Genomic DNA, 18,259 nt, shown 5'->3' with positions numbered 1-18,259 from the left:
CCTTTTTTCTATTCATTAGCCACCCAATATATTCAGCGGAGGTCATTATTGGACCAAGTATGAGTTCGCAGTTAGAGAGGGTGATATCAAATCCTTCTATTAAGAAGGACGTATCCGATTCATTGTTAGGAATCGACAAGAATCACAATCACATCCGTGACGACGTGGAAGCAGTGTTGAAAGCACTCAAAATCAGTGAAATTAATCACGATTTTCTTTTGCGTTACGTACAATATTCTTCAAGCATTTTGCAACACGACTTCTCGAGTAACGATGCGAATAATCAGCTCTTGGCATACGAGATCTACAAAGATTACCGTTATGTCAGACATTGCTTTAAGGAAGCCGGGGTGGACGGTAAAGATCTTTATGATGCGATACATGCGGTAAATCGATTGATGTTCAATACCGATGCTCGAATTGTCGCGTACCTGAACTACGAAAAGTACATCGACATAAGTACCATGTATGAGGGCATTAGTTACGATTGTAATAACTAGGGGTTGTTGTGATTTCAATTGGGAGGGACTGGGTTAGAGGACGATTTCTTATACCTTGGAAATCAATGACAGTGTCACTTTTTACTTATAGTCTTTTGTCTTAGCTAGGTATCCGCTCAAAGCTAATCACTTTGAGCGCTTTAGTTGTTCATTCTCTATATTCTACCGATTTTATATATTTTCGATTGTAAGTTACTTAAAAAGGAATACAATCGCGAAATGTTACCCCTCCTTGGTGGATCTAAAAATGATAAAGAAAACCCTCCTAGCTATGGCACTTTCTGCCAGTATTATTGCGCCTGCAATCGCTTGTACTGGCATCTCTCTTTCAACTACTGCAAATGACCATATTCACGCTCGAACGATTGAATGGGGTGAGAGCGATCTCAATAGTAAACTGATTGTCGCCCCGCGTGACTATATGTTCACATCAACCATGCCAGACCAAAAGCACGGTTTAAGCTGGAAGAGCAAATATGGATTTGTTGGTATTTCAGTGAGTGATGACCGCTTTATTGGCGAAGGTATTAACGAAGAAGGGCTAACAGCTGGTTTGTTCTACTTTAAAGGGTACGGTTCTTTAAAGGCTTACAACCCGAAAGATCGCGCAAATAGTATCGCTGATATGGACTTTGTCCGTTGGATGTTGTCACAATTTAAAACCGTTGAAGAAGTGAAAACCGCAATGAAAAACATCGATATTGTGCCAGTGTATATCGATGAAAAAGGGCAGCCATCACCAACCGGACATTGGCGTGTTACTGATAAAGCAGGCAACAACATCGTAATTGAAATTATGGATGGTGGTCAGGTACATATTTACGACAATGAGGTGGGTGTACTGACTAATTCGCCAACCTTCCCATGGCAAGTAACGAACTTGAACAACTACATCCATCTGCAACCGGGCACCAGTGCGCCGACCAAGTTTGGTGACGTTGAAGCGAAATCTTTTGGTATTGGCTCTGGTTTCTTAGGTTTGCCGGGAGACATTACGCCGCCATCACGTTTTGTTCGTGCTGCGTTCTTTGTTAATACCGCGCCAGAATCAAAAAACTCGCAAGAAGCGGTCTCTCAAGCGTTCCATATTCTAAACAACTTCGATATTCCAATTGGTACTGAGTTTAACGCCGAATATCGTGAGCATATCCCAAATTTGCCAAGTGCCACTCAATGGACATCAGTGATCGACCAAGGAAATGGTGCGCTTTACTACACAACCATGCATGACAGCCGAATTAAAAAGGTTGATTTGAAAAAGATAGACTTTAACCAAAAGCAGGAGCTTAAACGTAAACTTGATAACGGCTCGTTTACAGTTGAAGAAATCCGTCTTTAATTCATAAACCCAAGAGAGCAGGTGAGAGCCTGTTCTCTTTCAATCATTTTCCTTTTCTTTCCCTTCTCTTTTCATAAATCTCTCTTTTTCAACGACACGCTCCCAAAGGGCATCCTTTGCAAATAGTAAGGGGCTTAGCTTGCATGCTTTGTAGCGGATTCTTGATTTAGACCCACTAGACCTTTAAACCACCGCCGCGTCTTTAAACCAATTCGTTCTCGCTGAATCAGGTATCTCGAGGTATATAGCTAAGATTAGAAAATCAGGCAGAAAGTGCTGTTTTTAGCCTTTTAATTCGGTTTTATGCGATTCTCATAGGCATTCTTTCAGAAATGTTCTAGCGTATGCTATCCAGACTTCCTCGGATATTTGCCAGAATCTCCCTAAATATATAAATGTTAGTTGGGGAAGTGGCATGAAGGATAAAATGGAGAGATATTGGATTCAGTTGGTTGATAAAGCTGGCACTGCTTCTGATTTGTCGGATTTAACCCGTTTAAGGTTGCGAGGCTGTATTGGTAAATATGGCTTGAGATATAAGGTTGAAGGGGGCGTGCTTGCCGAGCATCGTTATGATCGAAAACGTCTTAGCCTAAATTTAGAGAGTGAAGAGTAAACTCCACTCTCTAAGATGTCTTATGAATTGCTCTTGCTGGTTACTTTTTCTAAAGCGATTTGTCTAGCATCATTACTCGTGAACATTTGGTATGGACGCAGACCAAACAAAGGCATGATTGAGTAGATATGATCGAACAAGTCCGCTTGCACACCTTCATAGTAAGCCCAGTCAGTATTATTGGTAAAAGCGTAAACCTGCAACGGAATACCCTCTGGTGTCGGCTCTAGCTGCCTCACCATAATCAGCATGTACTGGTGAATGTCTTTGTTCGCTTTCAAGTAAGCATTAATGTAAGCGCGGAACATACCTAAGTTGGTCATTTGACGTAGGTTGCCGAAGGCGGGTTCCTCACTCATTTCTTGATTGTAGTCACTGATTTCACGCGATTTTTCATAAATGTACTGACGAAGGATTCGGATGCTTTTTAGCTTTTCAATTTCTTCATCAGATAAGAAGCGAATTGATGTGACATCAACATTCACGGAGCGCTTGATACGGCGACCGCCAGAATCTGACATGCCTTGCCAGTTAATGAAGGCGTTTTGCACCAATGCGTAAGCAGGCAGCATGCTCACGGTGTTATCGAAGTTTCGAACTTTTACTGTGGTGAGTGAGATTTCCTCTACTGTGCCATTCGCACCGTAAGAGTCCATTTGAATCCAATCGTTCAGGCTGATCATGCGGTTTGCAGATAGTTGAATGCCTGCAACAAAGCCCAATATCGTATCCTTAAACACCAACATGACGAAGCCCGTCGCAACGCCTAAACCTGATAGGAAAATCACCGGTGATTCGTTGGCAAGAATCGACATGGAAACCACAACACCAACAAAGAAGGTGAACAGTTTTATCAGTTGGACGAAGCTTTTGATCGGCATTCTTCTCGTGATGCCTTTAAACGTCGCAATGTCATTTAACGCATCAAGCAGGGCAAAGATCATCCAGATAAAAATGACTAAAATAGAGATGCTTAGAATCCGGTCAAAGATGTTCGCTAACCAATCGTAGTGACCTACGGCGAGAGGGATAAAGACATCCAACACCATGATTGGGATCAGTAATGAGAGCTTCTCTAAGACATCATACTTCGCCAAGCTTTCAGCGAGTGGTTTATTGGCTTTTTGTAGAACATTATTGACTGACCGCACGATCAGGTGATGCACTATCAAGTAGCTGATCGCTGCTGCGGTTAAGCTCGCAAGAATGAAAACGGTTGTGAGTTCGATGCCATAAGGGTCACTATTGATGCCCACGGAACTGAGTTTGTCTGCTATGAAAGTGCGAATGTGATGATCGAGCAAAATGTCATCCTCAAAATGTAACCTGAATGAAGAAGTGAGAACTTCTTTGAAGAGGTCAGGCAACAGGCGTTAGAAAGCCGCTCATCCTACTCTCCATCTCTTTGTTTTGCACTGGTTTAATCCAGCAATCTTGAAACTTATTATTCAAAAATAGCGTATAGCCGATGATGTGATACAGGTTTAACATCCAATTATGCAAACGGGACACGTATTTCTGTTAAGTCTGTGAACTCCCTATGTTTTATTAGACTAGACTGAAAAGGCGGCTCGCGTTTAATTCAAGAGGCATTCAATGGAAAATTCTAATCAATCACAACAGCCTACATTTTTGTCTAAAGGCTGGAAATACTTCGTTATCGTTGGCGTTATTATCTCTTTAATGGGCATTGGTGCTATGAGTTTGCCAGCGCTTGCGGGCGTAACGATATCGACTATCGTAGGTGCGGTACTACTGTTCAGTGGTTTGGTTCAGGCATACCACACGTTTTCTATTAATGTGTGGAAAGAGAAGCTTTGGTACGTATTAAGTGCTGTGCTGTATATTGTCGGCGGTCTGTTCATTCTGTTTAAACCATTGGCAGGTTTGGTGACCATTACTATGTTGATGGTGATCGTGATGATTCTAAATGGTTTAACCCGTGTATTTTTCGGCTTAAGTAATCGCAGTTTACCAAGCAGTAATGTGATCGTGTTCAGTGGCGTGATTTCTGTTCTGATTGGTGGCTACTTCTTTATGTTGCTCGACGCTCCTGCGTTCTCGACTACATTGCTAGGCACTTTTGTTGGTATCTCATTATTGATTGAAGGCATTAGCTTTATCTTTATGGGGATGCAAATGAAGAAGCTCTCTTAAAGAGCGCCATCTAGTATCTCGAGGTTACTTGGGTATAGAACAGTACAAAGTGCCTGCCGATTCGGTGGGCATTTTTTATAGAACGATAAAGGTGAAGGGATTAACGAAACAACAAAAAGCCCGATCATCAACTCGGGCTTTTATTGTGAATTAATGAGATCTGTTAACGCTCTGCGTTATTTGGATTCACAAGGTTTAGTGAGGCTGACATTGCGCTTTTCTTTGAGTGAAAGAACCAACTGAGGCACAAGTGACATCGTAATCATGCCGATCATTAGGCTGTATTGAATAGGCGTGAAGCTTTCACCCATCAAAACCAAACCAGAGACAATGCCCGCAACAGGGTTAGCAATGCCACCGAAAGTAAAGTCCACAACCGACATACGCTGCAATAACCACACGTACATGCCGTAGCCGAGTGCGGTGTTGAGTATGATTACCCACAGTAGTCCACTTAGGTTTTTTAGAGTGATGTTTTCGACTGCTTGAACGTATGGCTCAGGGTTAATGCTTGCTAGTACACCTGCCGCGATAGATAAAACAACGCCGCCTAAAATAAGTTGCCAAGTGAGTACCGTCCACCAATGCATTCTTGAACCTAGAGACTTAGTTACGCTGCTACCGATCACAATACACATAATGGCAGAGAGCATAGCCACTAGACCGATCGGGTTTAGCGTAATCGAGCTTGGGTCGAACAAAAACCAAGCCAGGGCGATAAGGGTGGCCCCGCTGACTCCTTGAATAAGGCTCGGTTGGCGCTTGTAAACCACCCACCCAAACAGCATGGCAAAGACAGGTACTGAAATCATACCCACACCAGAGATTGCAGAAGGCAAGGTTAACGCCATCACGAAAATGAGACCAAAAAAGAGGGCAATATTAATCGTGCCAAGCACAAGCAAGATCTTCCAATCTTGTTTCTTTGGTAATGAAGGTTTGATAGCAAGTAGCAATAGACCAGCTGGCAATGCTCGCAGTGCACCAAGTAACACTGGCGGCCAGTCTGGCAAAGTAAACTGCGTCACAGCGTACGTTGTACCCCAGAAGAACGCCGGAATCATCGCGAGTAAAATGTTCATGTTAAATATCTTTACGTTGAGATAATTTGTTGTAAAGGTACGCTCGTTATTGCTTCTTGTAAAGTATCTTTATGTTAAAATAAATTGGTCAATCAAAATGTCTTTGGAGATAAAAGGATAAATGGACGCAATTGATAGAGTGGTAAGTCAGTGGGCTAAGGAAAAGCCTGATCTCGATACCGAGCCAATGGCGATTATGGGGCGTTTAATGCGGATTGCTAAATATATGGAAAACCACGTTGCCGAAGTGCATAAGCGCTACGATCTTAAAATGGGTGAGTTCGATGTATTAGCTACGTTGCGTCGTAGTGGTGAACCTTATCGTTTAACCCCTTCGGAGTTGATCTCATCGATGATGCTGACGTCTGGTGCCATGACCAATCGACTCGACAAGCTGGAAAAAAAAGGATTGATCGCTCGCGAGCACAGCAAAGAAGATCGCCGCAGTGTGAGTGTTCAGCTTACTTCAAAAGGTTTTGAGCTGATCGATGCGCTGATTGAGCAACATTTACAGGCTCAGCATGAATTAATGGGGTCGTTGACTCGTGATGAAAGAGCACAGGTTAATCAGGCATTAAAATTGTTATTGCCTCAATATGAATAAATGAATTCAAAGGTTTAGGATAGGGATGAATCGCGAGCATTAGATAGTTAGCGCAGTTTCTCGATACATTGATGTGTGCAGAAAGTGACTTTCCGTTCGGTCCTGATGCGTTGGTTTTTAAAATCAAAGAGAAGATGCTCGCCATTCTAGCCGAGTGAAATGGGAGAGAGTACGTAAGCGTTAAAGTAACGCCTGAAGACGGGTTAGTACAAGATTTGTGTGAACGCTCATATGATCTTGTGGTCGCCAAATTAACCAAAGCTCAGCGTATTTCATTGGGATATCAGTAAGATAGTTTGTTATTGCTCACAGATATTCGGCTTATTATCAATATCAATAAACAAAAACTCGCACCTTTAACTCGCACCGACTATATAAATGTTATGGTGATGTTAAAGGTGAAGTTATGCGTGCACTCTCTGAATGGTTAGAAGCTTACGGTGAAAGCCATCAAAATCCAATCAACCAGAAAATTCATAAAGTTGCTGTCCCTGGCATCTTTCTTTCTGTCGTCGGGTTGATATGGTCCATTCCGCAGATTCCTTTGTTTGGGTTCAATCTCAATTGGGTATGGCTGGCGGCGTTACCAGCTTGGATCTTTTATTTCCGACTCTCACTAAGCGTATTTATGATGATGATCGGCTACACGGTTGCGTGTATTGGCTTGATATGGTCAATGGAGATACTCGGTTGGCCGGTACTCCACATCTCAATGCTGCTATTTGGAATCCTTTGGATATTCCAGTTTATCGGGCACAAGATAGAGGGGAAGAAGCCCTCGTTTTTCGAAGATATTCAGTTTCTTTTGATAGGACCAATCTGGGTCTTTCGTAAACATTAAAAGAAAGGTCTGTTTATCAGATTCGCGACTTAGGCTGTGCTACCATCCTGCTGCTTTGAAACACCCAGAGGTATGAGGTGTAGAGCAGTAATGAGGTTGCCACATGAGTGCAGATCAGCATTTTCAAGGTCAGTTTGAAGTCGAATTGAAATACCGTGTACAAGATAAACAAGCTTTTTTAGCAGTGTTGAGTGGTTTAGAACATGAAGTCATGTTTGAAGACAATCAAGAGTCTGATTGGTTCTACGACACGCCAGAACGCAAACTCAGTCATGAAGGAAAAAGTCTGGTAATCCGAGAAATCGAGCCGTCTGGTATCAAACTTTGGATTGTCAAAGGACCGGAAGAGGATCGCTGTGAAGCCACCGATATTACTAAGTCACATGCTGCCAAAAGTATGCTAGGAAACATGGGCTACGAAGTGATTCTTCAAACCAAAAAAGTACGCAGCATTTACTTTATCGGCTCATTCCATATTACTCTCGACCATCTAGAAGGCATTGGGCACTTTGCGGAATTCGCCATTATGACCGATGACGAAAGTTCACTTGTTCGTTATAAGCAAGAGTTAGAAGCACTTGCGGCACGTTTTGGTTTGGATGAGTCGAACAAGGAGTTCCGTTCATACAAGCAGATGTGGCAGTCTAGGTAAAATTCACGTCATTTCTTATTGGTCTGACAAGCAACTCCCTCCAACAGCACTATGATTAGAAGTAGTGCGTAAGCAATGCGCCTACGCCCATTAACAAAATAGGTAACCATTCGCGATAGTGTCCGTGACAATGTCACGAATTTGGAGGGACAATGTACAACCGCGAGCACAAATACGTGTATTGGCGAGAAGAGCGCAAGAAAGGCAAGTGGCACTATATTATTAAGTCTTTCTTGATGATCTGCTGTGCGTTGCTGCTTGGCAAAGTCATTGGCTTGTTTATATTCGGTGAGCTGCAAACCTTTAAAGACATCACGGAGCAGTTTCCTGCGGATTTATTTATCGTGATGCTGGTGGGCTTTCCGATTAGCGTGATAGGTTGGTATCACGAAGAGTCTAAATTTTTCCGTGCTCTAAAGCGTCGAAACAAGAAGTTTAAAGCTCGATTAGAAAACCGCAAAAAGAAGAAATAAGACCGTTTGATAACATACCCAAGTAACCTCGAATCAATGACAACACTCTGAACTCCGCATATCAAAGTCACTTGGGCATAAGCCGTAAGATTCGATTTTCGCGGCATTTTTGATGGCAACTTTCATTTCAACGTTTCATTCTTTCGTCTTGTTTTATCTCCATTCAATTAGTGTTTAACCATCTCCCATCTTTGTCTGTTGCTCGTATCGCGTGAAATTGTGCGCCTGATGGCATTATTTATTTCTGATTGCGATGCGGTGCTACTTTCATGATTTTGGCTAAGATTTCGTGAGCGTCTCTTTGCTAGATTTTTGCAAAGAACATCCTAAACAGGAACGGCAATGGATAAGAAAATCATGCTACACAGCCAACAGGTGTACTTCTGCAATGATGAAGCGTTGGCAGCAATGCAAACTGAATGTCTAGAGACCTTATACGACTACAATCAAACACGTCCTTCGGAGGGAGAGAAGCGCTCTAACATATTGAATCACTTGCTCGCATCGGTTGGAAAGAATTGCTACATCGAACCGCCATTGAGAGCTAACTGGGGCTGCCATACTCACCTAGGTGACAATGTTTACGCTAACTTTAATCTGACTTTAGTTGACGACACTCATATTTATATCGGCGATCATGTCATGATTGGACCGAATGTCACCATCGCGACTGCTGGGCACCCAATTGTTCCGGAACTAAGGCGCGACATCGCTCAGTTTAATATCCCAGTTCATATTGGTAATAACGTTTGGATAGGGGCGAACTCGGTGGTATTACCGGGCGTGACAATCGGCGAAAACTCCGTAATTGGCGCGGGGAGTGTCGTGACAAAGGATATCCCAGCTAATGTTGTTGCGGTTGGCAATCCTTGTCGAGTATTACGAGAAATCGGCAAGCACGATAAAGAGTTTTACTTTAGAGATCGTAAGATTGAGCAAAACATGTTTAATGGTTAGCCCGTTACATGAACATCGTTTGAGCATTTCGGAAAAGCGGGCAGGTCGGTATTACTCGACCTGCCATGGCGCTAAAAGACAAAGTTCACCATGATGGTGTACATGTTTGCATTATCATCCTCTGGTGTATCGACGAATGCGCCAGATACATTGTGATAAGCTTTGAAGTGTTGCCATTCTGCATTGAGTGACACGTTGTAGTGAAGATCGTATCTCACACCAAGTAGGTAGCTGTCCCCAACCTTGTGCTCGTGGTCATCAAACTGCTGACCATAAGTCACGTAAGGGGTAAATTTGTTCAGGTTATACGCGCCCTGAGCATACCAGGAGGAAGCGATATCATTGGTTTGACCTTCGACGGTTAACGTGAAGGCATCAAACTCATATTCTGCACCTAATGAGTACAGCTTTATGCTTTGATCTTTCAGTTTATCAGTAAAGGAAGGTAGAACCATCACTGAGCCATCTGGCAACTGTACCGGGAAGTTACTTAACTTCGTCTCTTGGTCATAACTTGAATCCATGTACGTGAAGTTCCATCGATAATAATCGCCACTTAAAATGAAGTTAATACCGTACATTTCATTGGTCGTAAATGTTAGCTCAGTCCTGTCATTGAAGTCGACCGTGCTTTCATCGTGGAAACCGACAAATGGCGTAGTCGTCAGTGTCATGCTGTCATTGATGTCATAGTTCCACAAGAATGAAATGCCGTTAAACGCGGTGATGCCTAAGATACTGTCATAAACTTCATTAGGTGGGCGAGCAGGGGTAAATGCGTGTCCGACATAGTAGTATTCAGAGGCTAAGAACACGGGCATTCTCAGGCGACCGCCACGAAACTCAATATTGCCATAGGTATAGGCGAGGTAAGCCCACTCTAGTTGCGGGTCACTCCAATGGTCTTGCGGTCTTTTCACCACCTGCGCGGATGCTTTAAACGCGTCGTAGTAAAAATCCAGTTGAACACCTAATGTTGTGTCACAGTCATAACAGTTTTCGTCATCGATAAAACGATTCACTAATACTGGCGTTTTGTTGTCTGTTGTCGCCCATGAGGTTGAGCCAAAGCCACTTAACGATAAGTTATCGGTGAGTTCGATTGCTGCCAAGCTCGGGAAAGCGACGCTACTTAGTGTTGTTGCCGTGATGGATGCGATGAGTGTTTTCTTCATATTATTTCTCCGAACTTACAACGTAGAGGATTTGAGCATTTGAAGGAAGGCTACTCACTGGTGCATACCCAATGCGGTTAGGCTTTTCTTTCATCCATTCTAAAAGGGCTTCCATACTGGAATTATCAATGACTTTCGGTGGGCGAGCTTTTCCTGAAAACGACAAGCTCGCCCAGTGCGCATTCATTTGCGCCGCGTTTTTATTGAGTAAATAACGGTAGAACTCTGAACGTTCAGATGATGCATCCGGCCAATCAGACAGCTCGATTCGCTTACCTTGTAAACGCTTGGTTTTACCACGATACAGTTTTCTCGCTTTGGTTATGTTGAGCTCATCAAAATTAGAGTCGAGGGAAAAAATCGCATAGCTATCGGCTGCGAGAGCTTCACTATCGAACGACATCAGCAAAGCAAAAGCCATCAAAGCTGTAGAGAGCGATTTGAGAACGTTATTTTTAGCTATAGAGAAGTGGGTATCCATACTATTACCCCTTAAATGACGCTTTCAATCTGGTGCAGAAGTTTTTCTTTTCTGACAGGCTTCGGTACGTATGCATCCATGCCAGAGTCGTAGCAACGCTGGATATCATCGTCCACAACACTTGCTGTCAGTGCAATAATCGGCGTTTTGGGTAATCCCGAATTTTTTTCGTAAGCACGGATTTCTTTCGTCGCTTCGAAGCCGTCCATTACAGGCATCATGCAATCCATCAAAATGATGTCGAAACCGTTATCTTGTTGAAACATATCAACGGCGATCTGACCATTTTCGGCAATCTCAAACTGATACCCAGCTTTACTCAGCAATAACGAGGCAACTTTCTGGTTCACCGTATTATCTTCTACAAGCAAAATGCGCTCAGATCGGCTTGGAAGTGTATTGATAGAGGTCGGTTCCGGTTTATCTTGCGGTTTAGATTTCGCGCTAATGCCAGTACCAGAGAAGGCAGACGATACGTTGTCTTCAACGATTGGAACAGCCGTCGCTTTTGCTAATTTCTCTTTCAATATGTTGGCTTTGAAAGGTTTCGGTACGTAATCATCCATGCCAACATCAAAACATTTCTGGATGTCGTCATCGACCACACTTGCCGTTAACGCGATAATTGGGATCTTCACACTGCGATTTTGTTCGTGTTCCAGCTGTCGGATTTTCTGCGTGGCTTCAAATCCATCCATAACTGGCATCATGCAATCCATAAGAATCAAGGAGTATTGATTCTTTTTGAACATCTCGACCGCTTCTAGTCCATTTGCTGCTAGGTCAAAAGTAAAACCCGCTTTGGTTACGTGCAAGCCTGCGATTTTCTGGTTTACGGTGTTATCGTCGACCACCAAAATCTTACTTTGCGACGGTTCTGATGTACCCACCACTGCTTGTAAATTTGCTTGGTTGAATTTGGTCTCGCAATTTTCAAGCGCTTTGACCAGACGTTGCCCAAGAAGAGGTTGCGTAATGATGGCACTGACACTTTCACCAAAATCAAATTGGTCACTATGAAGGTGTTTAACCAAGCATAAGCGGACGTTCTGCGATTCAAGCTTGTTGAAGTGATCTTCGCTTTCCATTGCAGCATTTGGTCGAGTTTCAGCGTAGATAACAATGATGTGCTCATTGTCATTAATCCATGTTGGTAAACTCTCTAAACTCGTAACCGATTGGTGAACAGCGATACGGTAGAAGTTCAATTCATCACGAAGCGTTGTTTCCATGTTGGTGTCGTCGCAGACCAACCAAATTTGTCCATAATTTGCGGTGTGTTTTGCATCAAAGTCGAGTTGAACAACAGAAGGGTTCAATTGGAAGAAGAAGCGGCTACCTTTGCCTTTTTCTGATTCAAGTTGAATTTGCCCACCCATTAACTCAACCAGTTGAGTGCTGATGGCTAAGCCCAGCCCAGTACCGCCAAATTGGCGGGTAGTGGAGTCATCTTCTTGTGCGAATGGTTCGAAGATCTTTTTCTGTTGTTGCTCATCAATACCAATACCGGAATCTTGAACAGAAAACTCCATTACGGCATTTGAACCAGAAACAACATGAGTTGTAACAGAGAGGAGCACCGTTCCTTTATCAGTAAATTTAACGGCGTTAGACATAAAGTTCATTACGACTTGGCGTAAACGGTGATCGTCGATCATTAAGCGGAAAGGCGTGTTGCGGCTGATGTTTACTTTAAGGTCGATGCCTTTCTCTTTTGCTTTTGGTGAAACGATAGAAGCAATATCGTAAATGGATTCGCGCACACAGGTCGAGTGCGGACTGATCAATAACATACCGGATTCAATCTTAGAGAAATCGAGTATGTCGTTTATCAAGCTAAGTAACAGTTGGGAGGACGTTTCAATCGTATCAACATAGTCGCGCTGTGTTGCGGTTAATGATGTATCAGATAGCACTTCAGAAATACCAATAACGCCATTAAGAGGGGTGCGGATTTCATGGGACATGTTGGCTAAGAAGCTGCTTTTCGCTTTGCTTGCTTTAATTGCATCGTCTTTTGCGCGCTCTGCGTCTTCTTTCGCTTGAGTTAATTTAACCTTGGCTTGTTCTCGTTCATAACTGAGCCTCTCGACTTCTTGGGCAAACTTACTCAGCTCGTCTTTACCTTTGACTAATTCGACAAGGGGGGATTCTTCGCTGTAACTGTCACGACGTAAGAACTCAAGAACCAGTTGAAGATTACTGGTTACTTTTCGAACCAAACGCACGGCTAAGCTCACGACGAGAATTGTCATGACTGACATGACGCTAATGAACATCAGTCGTTGTTGGTTTGCCGCGGAAATGGCATGTTCTACGTCTGCTTGCAATTGCTCCGTCATTTTGTTGTCGACCGCCTTAAGCAGAGCGAGTCGACCGTTTAGAGCTGTTAAACCAGCTGCGATTTCTTGTGGTGGAAGTGTACTAAGTGCTTCTTCATTTAAAAGGAAGCTTCTAAATTCTTGACTGCGTACAAAGACGTCATTGGTGAAAGTTTCAATAAGCAATTCAACTTGCTGTTGATTGGCGTTTAATGTGACGAAGCGTTCTAAGAACAGTTGCTGATTCTTAACTAAGGAGTCGATCTCGCTGCTGACATCTACGTCATAGCTTTGATTTTGTTCAATAGAGTAAATTAAATATTGACTGAGCAGGTTTTCTTCTTGAGACCAGAACATTAACCACTCAATTTGCATCAATGCTGAAAGGTGGGCTTGAATTTCAAAAGTTGCATCATTGAATGGCACCTTTTCTAATGCCAATAAAATCTGTTTGTAGGTATCTGCACGCCACTCTGCGATATCGAGACGCTCGTCCATGTCGGTGGCTGCCGACAGAGAGAGGTTCGCTTCTTCGAGGCTAGAAAGAAGGTCTTTCATCTCAGCGCCTTTATCCAAGAACATGCCATTGGCACCATTGCTGAGTGATTGAGTTACCGATTTTATTTCTGCTTCAACATCGGTAACTTCAGTGTTATTCGGCAAATTATAGAGATAAGAGACTTTGTCCATATAGTCAGAGAACAGTTGCGCTTTCTCAAGATCTTGCGCTTGGCTAGATAGTCGATGAACTTGCTGTCCGGCTAGAAAGAGAAGCAAAATGATGGGTAAGAAAACCAAGCTAAATAGCTTGTGTTTTACCGATAGGTTATTCCATGAAAACGATCCGACCACTGTGCACGTCCATATCCAATAAGTTGATATGAAAAGTGTAGGCTAACTATCTCAATTGTTAGAAATTCAGCACAAAAATTCGTACTTTTGCCATATGAAAACTGTGACACCTGCGACAAAAGTTCGATTTGTTAAGGATATAAAACTTTAAATCTATCAATAAAAACTGCGTTTCTCATTCGGTGAGAATTATTCAATTTACTGATATTTATAAACAAATTTCATTTGTTGAATGATTAAAATGTTTTGTCGTCAAGACTACTAAAATGTCTGTTTCGATATACAGGGGTGAGTATAATTGGCGGATTTTCTTGCTGGTGAGACCGTAGTGTAAACGTACTTGTATTTTTTAAAATCTGTACGCCAACATTCAAGGCCCATGAGCTGGAAAAAGGCTTAAATAAACCGCTAATCGATGGCAAATAACAATAACTAAATCATGAACGTATCTCGAAGTCTTCAGTCAGTCACCCTGCGTTACACTGTCCCAATAGTGTTGATAGCACTCTTTACTAACTTTACTTATTGGGCGTATCAACAAGTTGATGAGGCGAAAAACCTAGCTCGATACCATGTAAAATCGGCGGAGATCAACCTAGGAACCATCGTCGATGGATACCGCGATTTACTACGAGCAATGAGCAAAGACGAACACTTCATCGAACCCGATATTACGTTGCAAGAACGGGCAAATCGTGCGGTCCCTTACAAGCAAGCCTTTGAGCTTGCGGGTATTGGCTTTAGTGATGGAGTCGGGAACATGGTGAGCACGCACAACAATAAGGTGCACTCCATCGCTCATCGAGATTACTTTCATCAAGTGATTCGCAGTAAAAAAGCAGTGATGACCGACGTTCTCACTGATATCTCAAACGGCAATATCGTATACGTGTTATGTCGCCCTATGTTCGATGAATTGGGAGACCTAATGGGTACCATCTCAGCTTCTATTCATTTTGGCGAAATTCAAACCGCGCTCCAAAGCGATAGCGAAAATGATATCTACAGCGTTTTACTGGATGAAGATCTGAATATCATCAGCCATTCTAAAGATGAGTTCTATGTAGGGGTAAACTTATTCAACTACGGTTATGAGAAGCTGTTTGATCGTGAAGGGAATCTAAAAGCACTTACCAGGGCAAATAATGGGGGATTCTTTACTTACAGTTCGCCATTTGATCTATCTTACGTTGAATTCACTAAAGTAGATGGAACACCTTGGATTCTGTTATCCAAAGCTAAGTTCAGCAGTTTATTGGGTGAAGGCACCATGATGTTTGGTGTGAATGTTCTCATGATCATTGCTATTTACGTTGTGATTGCTCGTATGATGGGGAAACAAGTGGTTGGTTTGACCCAGCCCCTTGACCGATTTTTAGAAGAGAGCCAAGTTGTGTTCAACGACACGTCCATGGAGCTAAAGGAACATTTTGAACAAGTTCTTCAAGCAAGTCGGAATGGTGTTTTTTGCTCACGAAGTGGCTTGCTGACTCGTGAATACTTCTTGCGTGGCGCTGAAAAGTCACTGTCGCTCAGTAACAGTCCTAAAGCATGTATCTTCTTTGATATGGACAACCTGAAGTTTATCAACGACACCTATGGTCATATGGCTGGGGATAAAGTTATTGCGTTGTTTGTGGCAGTCTTGCGAGAACACTTTGCTCACAAACGAGACCTCATCGGTCGTTTTGGTGGGGATGAGTTTGTTGTTCTAACTCAAGAGTTTAATAGTAAGCGAGAGCTAGAATTAAAGTTGGATCAGTTTCTTCACCAACTCCAAGCAACCGCAGACCGTTTAGGTATTGATATTAATCTAACCGCGTCGATTGGTGTTGTGATGACTGAGGATGTAGAGCGAGATATTGAGACGCTTCTCCATTGCTCAGACATGGCGGTGTACCGCGCAAAACAACTAGGTAAGGGGCGCTACAAGTTTTACCACTCATCTATGATTGAAGTACCTTTGGTCAGTTCGGTGTAGAAAGCCCAAACAAAAGCCAGCGATGATATCTTGCTGGCTTTTTTGTTATTGCTTGAGATGGTTACCTAACAGAGAGGCTTTAACTATTAATTCTTAGGTAGCGTTGTGAAGATAGTCCATTCTTTCTCGACTTCACCTTTGTATCCGACCACGGTTGCGGTTACACGGCGATTGAGTGCATGACTTCTTTCATCTGTCCCTTGAGCGGCAAGCTTGGTTTCACCAAAGCCGACGATTCTTAGACGATCTGGTGATATCCCATTTTGAATCAGCTCGTTGCGAACGCTTTCTGCTCTGCGTTTCGAAAGGGCAAGATTGTATTCATCCGTACCAGTGATACTGGTGTAACCTTGCAGTTCAATTGACGTTGTTGGGTACTCTTTAAGGAAATCAGAAAGGTCGCTAATTTGCTGAGCAAAGACAGGGTTGATTTCAGAAGAGTCGTTAGCAAATAGAACTCGAATCTGCATTTCTTGGGATGATTTCGCGTATTCCCCACAGCCGTCGTTATCGATCAAAGAGCCTTCTGGTGTTCCAGGACACAGGTCTCGTGCATTAATAACACCGTCTCTGTCATCGTCGATTAAGTCAGCAATCTGGTTAGCTGTCGGTGTTTCCATGTATTCGTATTCATCACCGGTTACTCTGTTTGAATTAGAGCCACTACAAGCGGAAATCAAACCAACCATGAAAAAAATAGGTATTACTTTCATATTAATACTCCACTTTCTCTAGCCACTCTCGTGGTATATCGATACGCAAAGAGTTAAGCAGTTGACCGGTTGCGTTCATTACGCGGTATTTTGCGTATTGCTCAGCATATTTGGCATCCAAGTAGTCCTTACGTGCTTCAAACAGCTCATTTTCTGTGTTGAGCAAATCGAGTAGGGTACGCTTACCAATACGATATTGTTTCTCGTAGGCAATGACTGTTTTTGCGGCTGAATCTACGTGATCGGATAGGAACTCTTTTTGTTGCAGCGTAAGATCCAATGCGCTCCAAGACAGCCTTAAACCTTCTTCAACATTTTGATATGCACCTTCACGAAGGTCTTTTGCTTTATTGAGTTGGTAAGCGAAGTTTTCAGAGTTCGCTGCGTCGCTACCACCGTTGTAAAGGTTATAACGCAATCTGAGCATAGCCAGTGTTTCGTCGCTTCTGCCTTTTAGACCGTCCGCATCATCACGCCAAGTCTGAGAAGCTTCAATTGAGATGGTTGGGTAGTTAACGCCCTTAGATTGTTTGTACTGGAACTTTGCGGAATCCACATCAGCCAACGCGACTTGGATGACTGGGTGGACTTCAAATGCTAATCCGATTGCTTCGTCCACGGTGTAAGGAAGGAAGTTTTCATCGGCACGTGGAAAGATCAAACCTTGTGGTGTTTGACCCACTAAACGAGTGAACATGGTATGAGAATCGAAAAGGTTGTTCTGTGCAGCCGCCAAGTTACCGTGCGCTTTCGCTAAACGAGCTTCAACTTGCGTTAAATCGGCAGTCGATCCAATCCCAGAATTTACGCGCTTTTTAATATCTGCGTAAATTTTCTTATGCACTGCAAGGTTGTTCTCTGACAGAGTTAATATTTCGTACGCTTTCACTGAGTCTAAATAAACTCTGGTTACTTCTAACGCGGTGTCTGAAGCGTCAGCGAGTAGTTGAAATCTTACCGATTCAGCATCTGCTGCAGTTCGGTCCATATCATTCAGTGTTGCGCTGCCATCCCATATGAGCTGGGTTAAAGTGATGGACGCTTCCTTTCGTGTTAAATCCGTGTCTCCACGGCTCACTTCTTCAGCCGGGTCAATCCCTTCATAACCGATGCCCGCATCCAAGTCTATGGATGGTAAATATGCTCCAGATGAGGCTTCGTTGATGTATTTACGACTGTTGAACTCATTGAACGCACTCTTGATGTCTGGGTTATTCTTCAACGTGAGCGCTACGGCTTGCTCTAAAGTTTGACCGAACACGGGTGACGTCAAAATGAAACTGCAGCAGCAAGCTATTTTTAGTCGATTCCATTTCACAGTGGTTCTCCTAGAAAATTTGTATAGCTTTTTAGTTATTTCATCTCAAGATTGAGACGAAACATCACAAATAACAGCTTATCGTCGATGAATTAATCAACATTCTGTTAACCCTAGGCTTTTATTCAGAAAATCCAGTGATCCGCCTAATAAAACCTTAGCACATATGAGCCAGAGTGCTCATTTGGTTGGCAGCC

17 protein-coding genes and 1 pseudogene are annotated in these 18,259 nt (G+C 43.0%); 11 read left to right on the top strand and 7 right to left on the bottom strand.

Annotated features, from left to right (window positions below; all coding sequences use genetic code 11):
- The first annotated feature begins 59 nt into the window (after window positions 1-59).
- From NL647_RS17065 to NL647_RS17055, 3 genes are all read left to right on the top strand, one after another.
- On the top strand, window positions 60-500 hold the full coding sequence (locus NL647_RS17065) for a hypothetical protein (RefSeq protein ID WP_017818106.1): 441 nt from the start codon (window positions 60-62) through the stop codon (window positions 498-500).
- Window positions 501-747: 247 nt separating this feature from the next.
- Entirely contained in the window at window positions 748-1,839 is a 1,092-nt protein-coding gene (locus tag NL647_RS17060; protein ID WP_026000333.1) for a linear amide C-N hydrolase, read from the top strand.
- Between the two features lie 427 nt (window positions 1,840-2,266).
- A complete protein-coding gene (locus NL647_RS17055; protein WP_005445954.1) occupies window positions 2,267-2,455 on the top strand; it encodes a hypothetical protein in 189 nt (62 codons plus the stop codon).
- 20 nt (window positions 2,456-2,475) lie between these two features.
- Here NL647_RS17055 and NL647_RS17050 read toward each other — a convergent pair whose 3' ends face one another.
- Entirely contained in the window at window positions 2,476-3,759 is a 1,284-nt protein-coding gene (locus NL647_RS17050; protein ID WP_053053216.1) for a mechanosensitive ion channel family protein, read from the bottom strand.
- 292 nt (window positions 3,760-4,051) lie between these two features.
- Between NL647_RS17050 and NL647_RS17045 the strand changes: the two genes are divergently transcribed.
- Window positions 4,052-4,612 (top strand): HdeD family acid-resistance protein, encoded by a 561-nt coding sequence (locus NL647_RS17045; protein ID WP_154203692.1) that lies wholly within the window; start codon window positions 4,052-4,054, stop codon window positions 4,610-4,612.
- A gap of 176 nt (window positions 4,613-4,788) precedes the next feature.
- Here NL647_RS17045 and NL647_RS17040 read toward each other — a convergent pair whose 3' ends face one another.
- Window positions 4,789-5,694, bottom strand: a complete 906-nt coding sequence (locus NL647_RS17040; RefSeq protein ID WP_029788153.1) for a DMT family transporter — start codon at window positions 5,692-5,694, stop codon at window positions 4,789-4,791.
- 121 nt (window positions 5,695-5,815) lie between these two features.
- Between NL647_RS17040 and NL647_RS17035 the strand changes: the two genes are divergently transcribed.
- From NL647_RS17035 to NL647_RS17010, 6 genes and pseudogenes are all read left to right on the top strand, one after another.
- Window positions 5,816-6,298, top strand: a complete 483-nt coding sequence (locus tag NL647_RS17035) for a MarR family winged helix-turn-helix transcriptional regulator (RefSeq protein ID WP_005445949.1) — start codon at window positions 5,816-5,818, stop codon at window positions 6,296-6,298.
- A 71-nt stretch (window positions 6,299-6,369) separates the two neighbouring features.
- Window positions 6,370-6,588: pseudogene (locus tag NL647_RS17030) on the top strand (MmcQ/YjbR family DNA-binding protein).
- Window positions 6,589-6,704: 116 nt separating this feature from the next.
- Window positions 6,705-7,139: a DUF962 domain-containing protein gene (locus NL647_RS17025; protein WP_005445940.1), complete on the top strand. Its 435-nt coding sequence runs from the start codon at window positions 6,705-6,707 to the stop codon at window positions 7,137-7,139.
- A 103-nt stretch (window positions 7,140-7,242) separates the two neighbouring features.
- Window positions 7,243-7,791 (top strand): class IV adenylate cyclase, encoded by a 549-nt coding sequence (locus NL647_RS17020; protein ID WP_047516717.1) that lies wholly within the window; start codon window positions 7,243-7,245, stop codon window positions 7,789-7,791.
- A 152-nt stretch (window positions 7,792-7,943) separates the two neighbouring features.
- Window positions 7,944-8,264 (top strand): hypothetical protein, encoded by a 321-nt coding sequence (locus NL647_RS17015; protein ID WP_005445937.1) that lies wholly within the window; start codon window positions 7,944-7,946, stop codon window positions 8,262-8,264.
- Window positions 8,265-8,606: 342 nt separating this feature from the next.
- Window positions 8,607-9,221 (top strand): sugar O-acetyltransferase, encoded by a 615-nt coding sequence (locus NL647_RS17010; protein WP_253650435.1) that lies wholly within the window; start codon window positions 8,607-8,609, stop codon window positions 9,219-9,221.
- A gap of 71 nt (window positions 9,222-9,292) precedes the next feature.
- On the opposite strand, the gene NL647_RS17005 is transcribed toward NL647_RS17010, so the two are convergent.
- The 3 genes from NL647_RS17005 to NL647_RS16995 are packed head-to-tail and all read right to left on the bottom strand — an operon-like array spanning window position 9,293 to window position 14,050.
- Window positions 9,293-10,396, bottom strand: coding sequence for a sulfate ABC transporter permease (locus tag NL647_RS17005; protein ID WP_154203693.1), 1,104 nt, complete (start codon window positions 10,394-10,396; stop codon window positions 9,293-9,295).
- 1 nt (window position 10,397) lies between these two features.
- Window positions 10,398-10,877 (bottom strand): hypothetical protein, encoded by a 480-nt coding sequence (locus NL647_RS17000; RefSeq protein ID WP_005445931.1) that lies wholly within the window; start codon window positions 10,875-10,877, stop codon window positions 10,398-10,400.
- 11 nt (window positions 10,878-10,888) lie between these two features.
- Complete coding sequence (locus tag NL647_RS16995; protein ID WP_154203694.1) at window positions 10,889-14,050, bottom strand: response regulator; 3,162 nt, start codon at window positions 14,048-14,050, stop codon at window positions 10,889-10,891.
- A 439-nt stretch (window positions 14,051-14,489) separates the two neighbouring features.
- Here NL647_RS16995 and NL647_RS16990 point away from each other — a divergent pair, with 439 nt between their 5' ends.
- Entirely contained in the window at window positions 14,490-16,031 is a 1,542-nt protein-coding gene (locus tag NL647_RS16990; protein ID WP_061065032.1) for a diguanylate cyclase, read from the top strand.
- Between the two features lie 86 nt (window positions 16,032-16,117).
- Here NL647_RS16990 and NL647_RS16985 read toward each other — a convergent pair whose 3' ends face one another.
- Both NL647_RS16985 and NL647_RS16980 read right to left on the bottom strand, forming a co-directional pair.
- Window positions 16,118-16,744 carry an OmpA family protein gene (locus NL647_RS16985; protein ID WP_005445925.1) on the bottom strand — a complete coding sequence of 209 codons (627 nt, stop codon included), beginning with the start codon at window positions 16,742-16,744 and terminating at the stop codon, window positions 16,118-16,120.
- 1 nt (window position 16,745) lies between these two features.
- Window positions 16,746-18,062, bottom strand: a complete 1,317-nt coding sequence (locus NL647_RS16980; RefSeq protein ID WP_026138255.1) for a TolC family outer membrane protein — start codon at window positions 18,060-18,062, stop codon at window positions 16,746-16,748.
- Between the last annotated feature and the right edge of the window lie 197 nt (window positions 18,063-18,259).

Source organism: Vibrio sp. Y29_XK_CS5 (assembly GCF_024181835.1).
Taxonomy (GTDB): domain Bacteria; phylum Pseudomonadota; class Gammaproteobacteria; order Enterobacterales; family Vibrionaceae; genus Vibrio; species Vibrio harveyi.
Note: the sequence above shows the minus strand (reverse complement) of the source record. Positions and strands in the feature narration are given on the sequence as shown.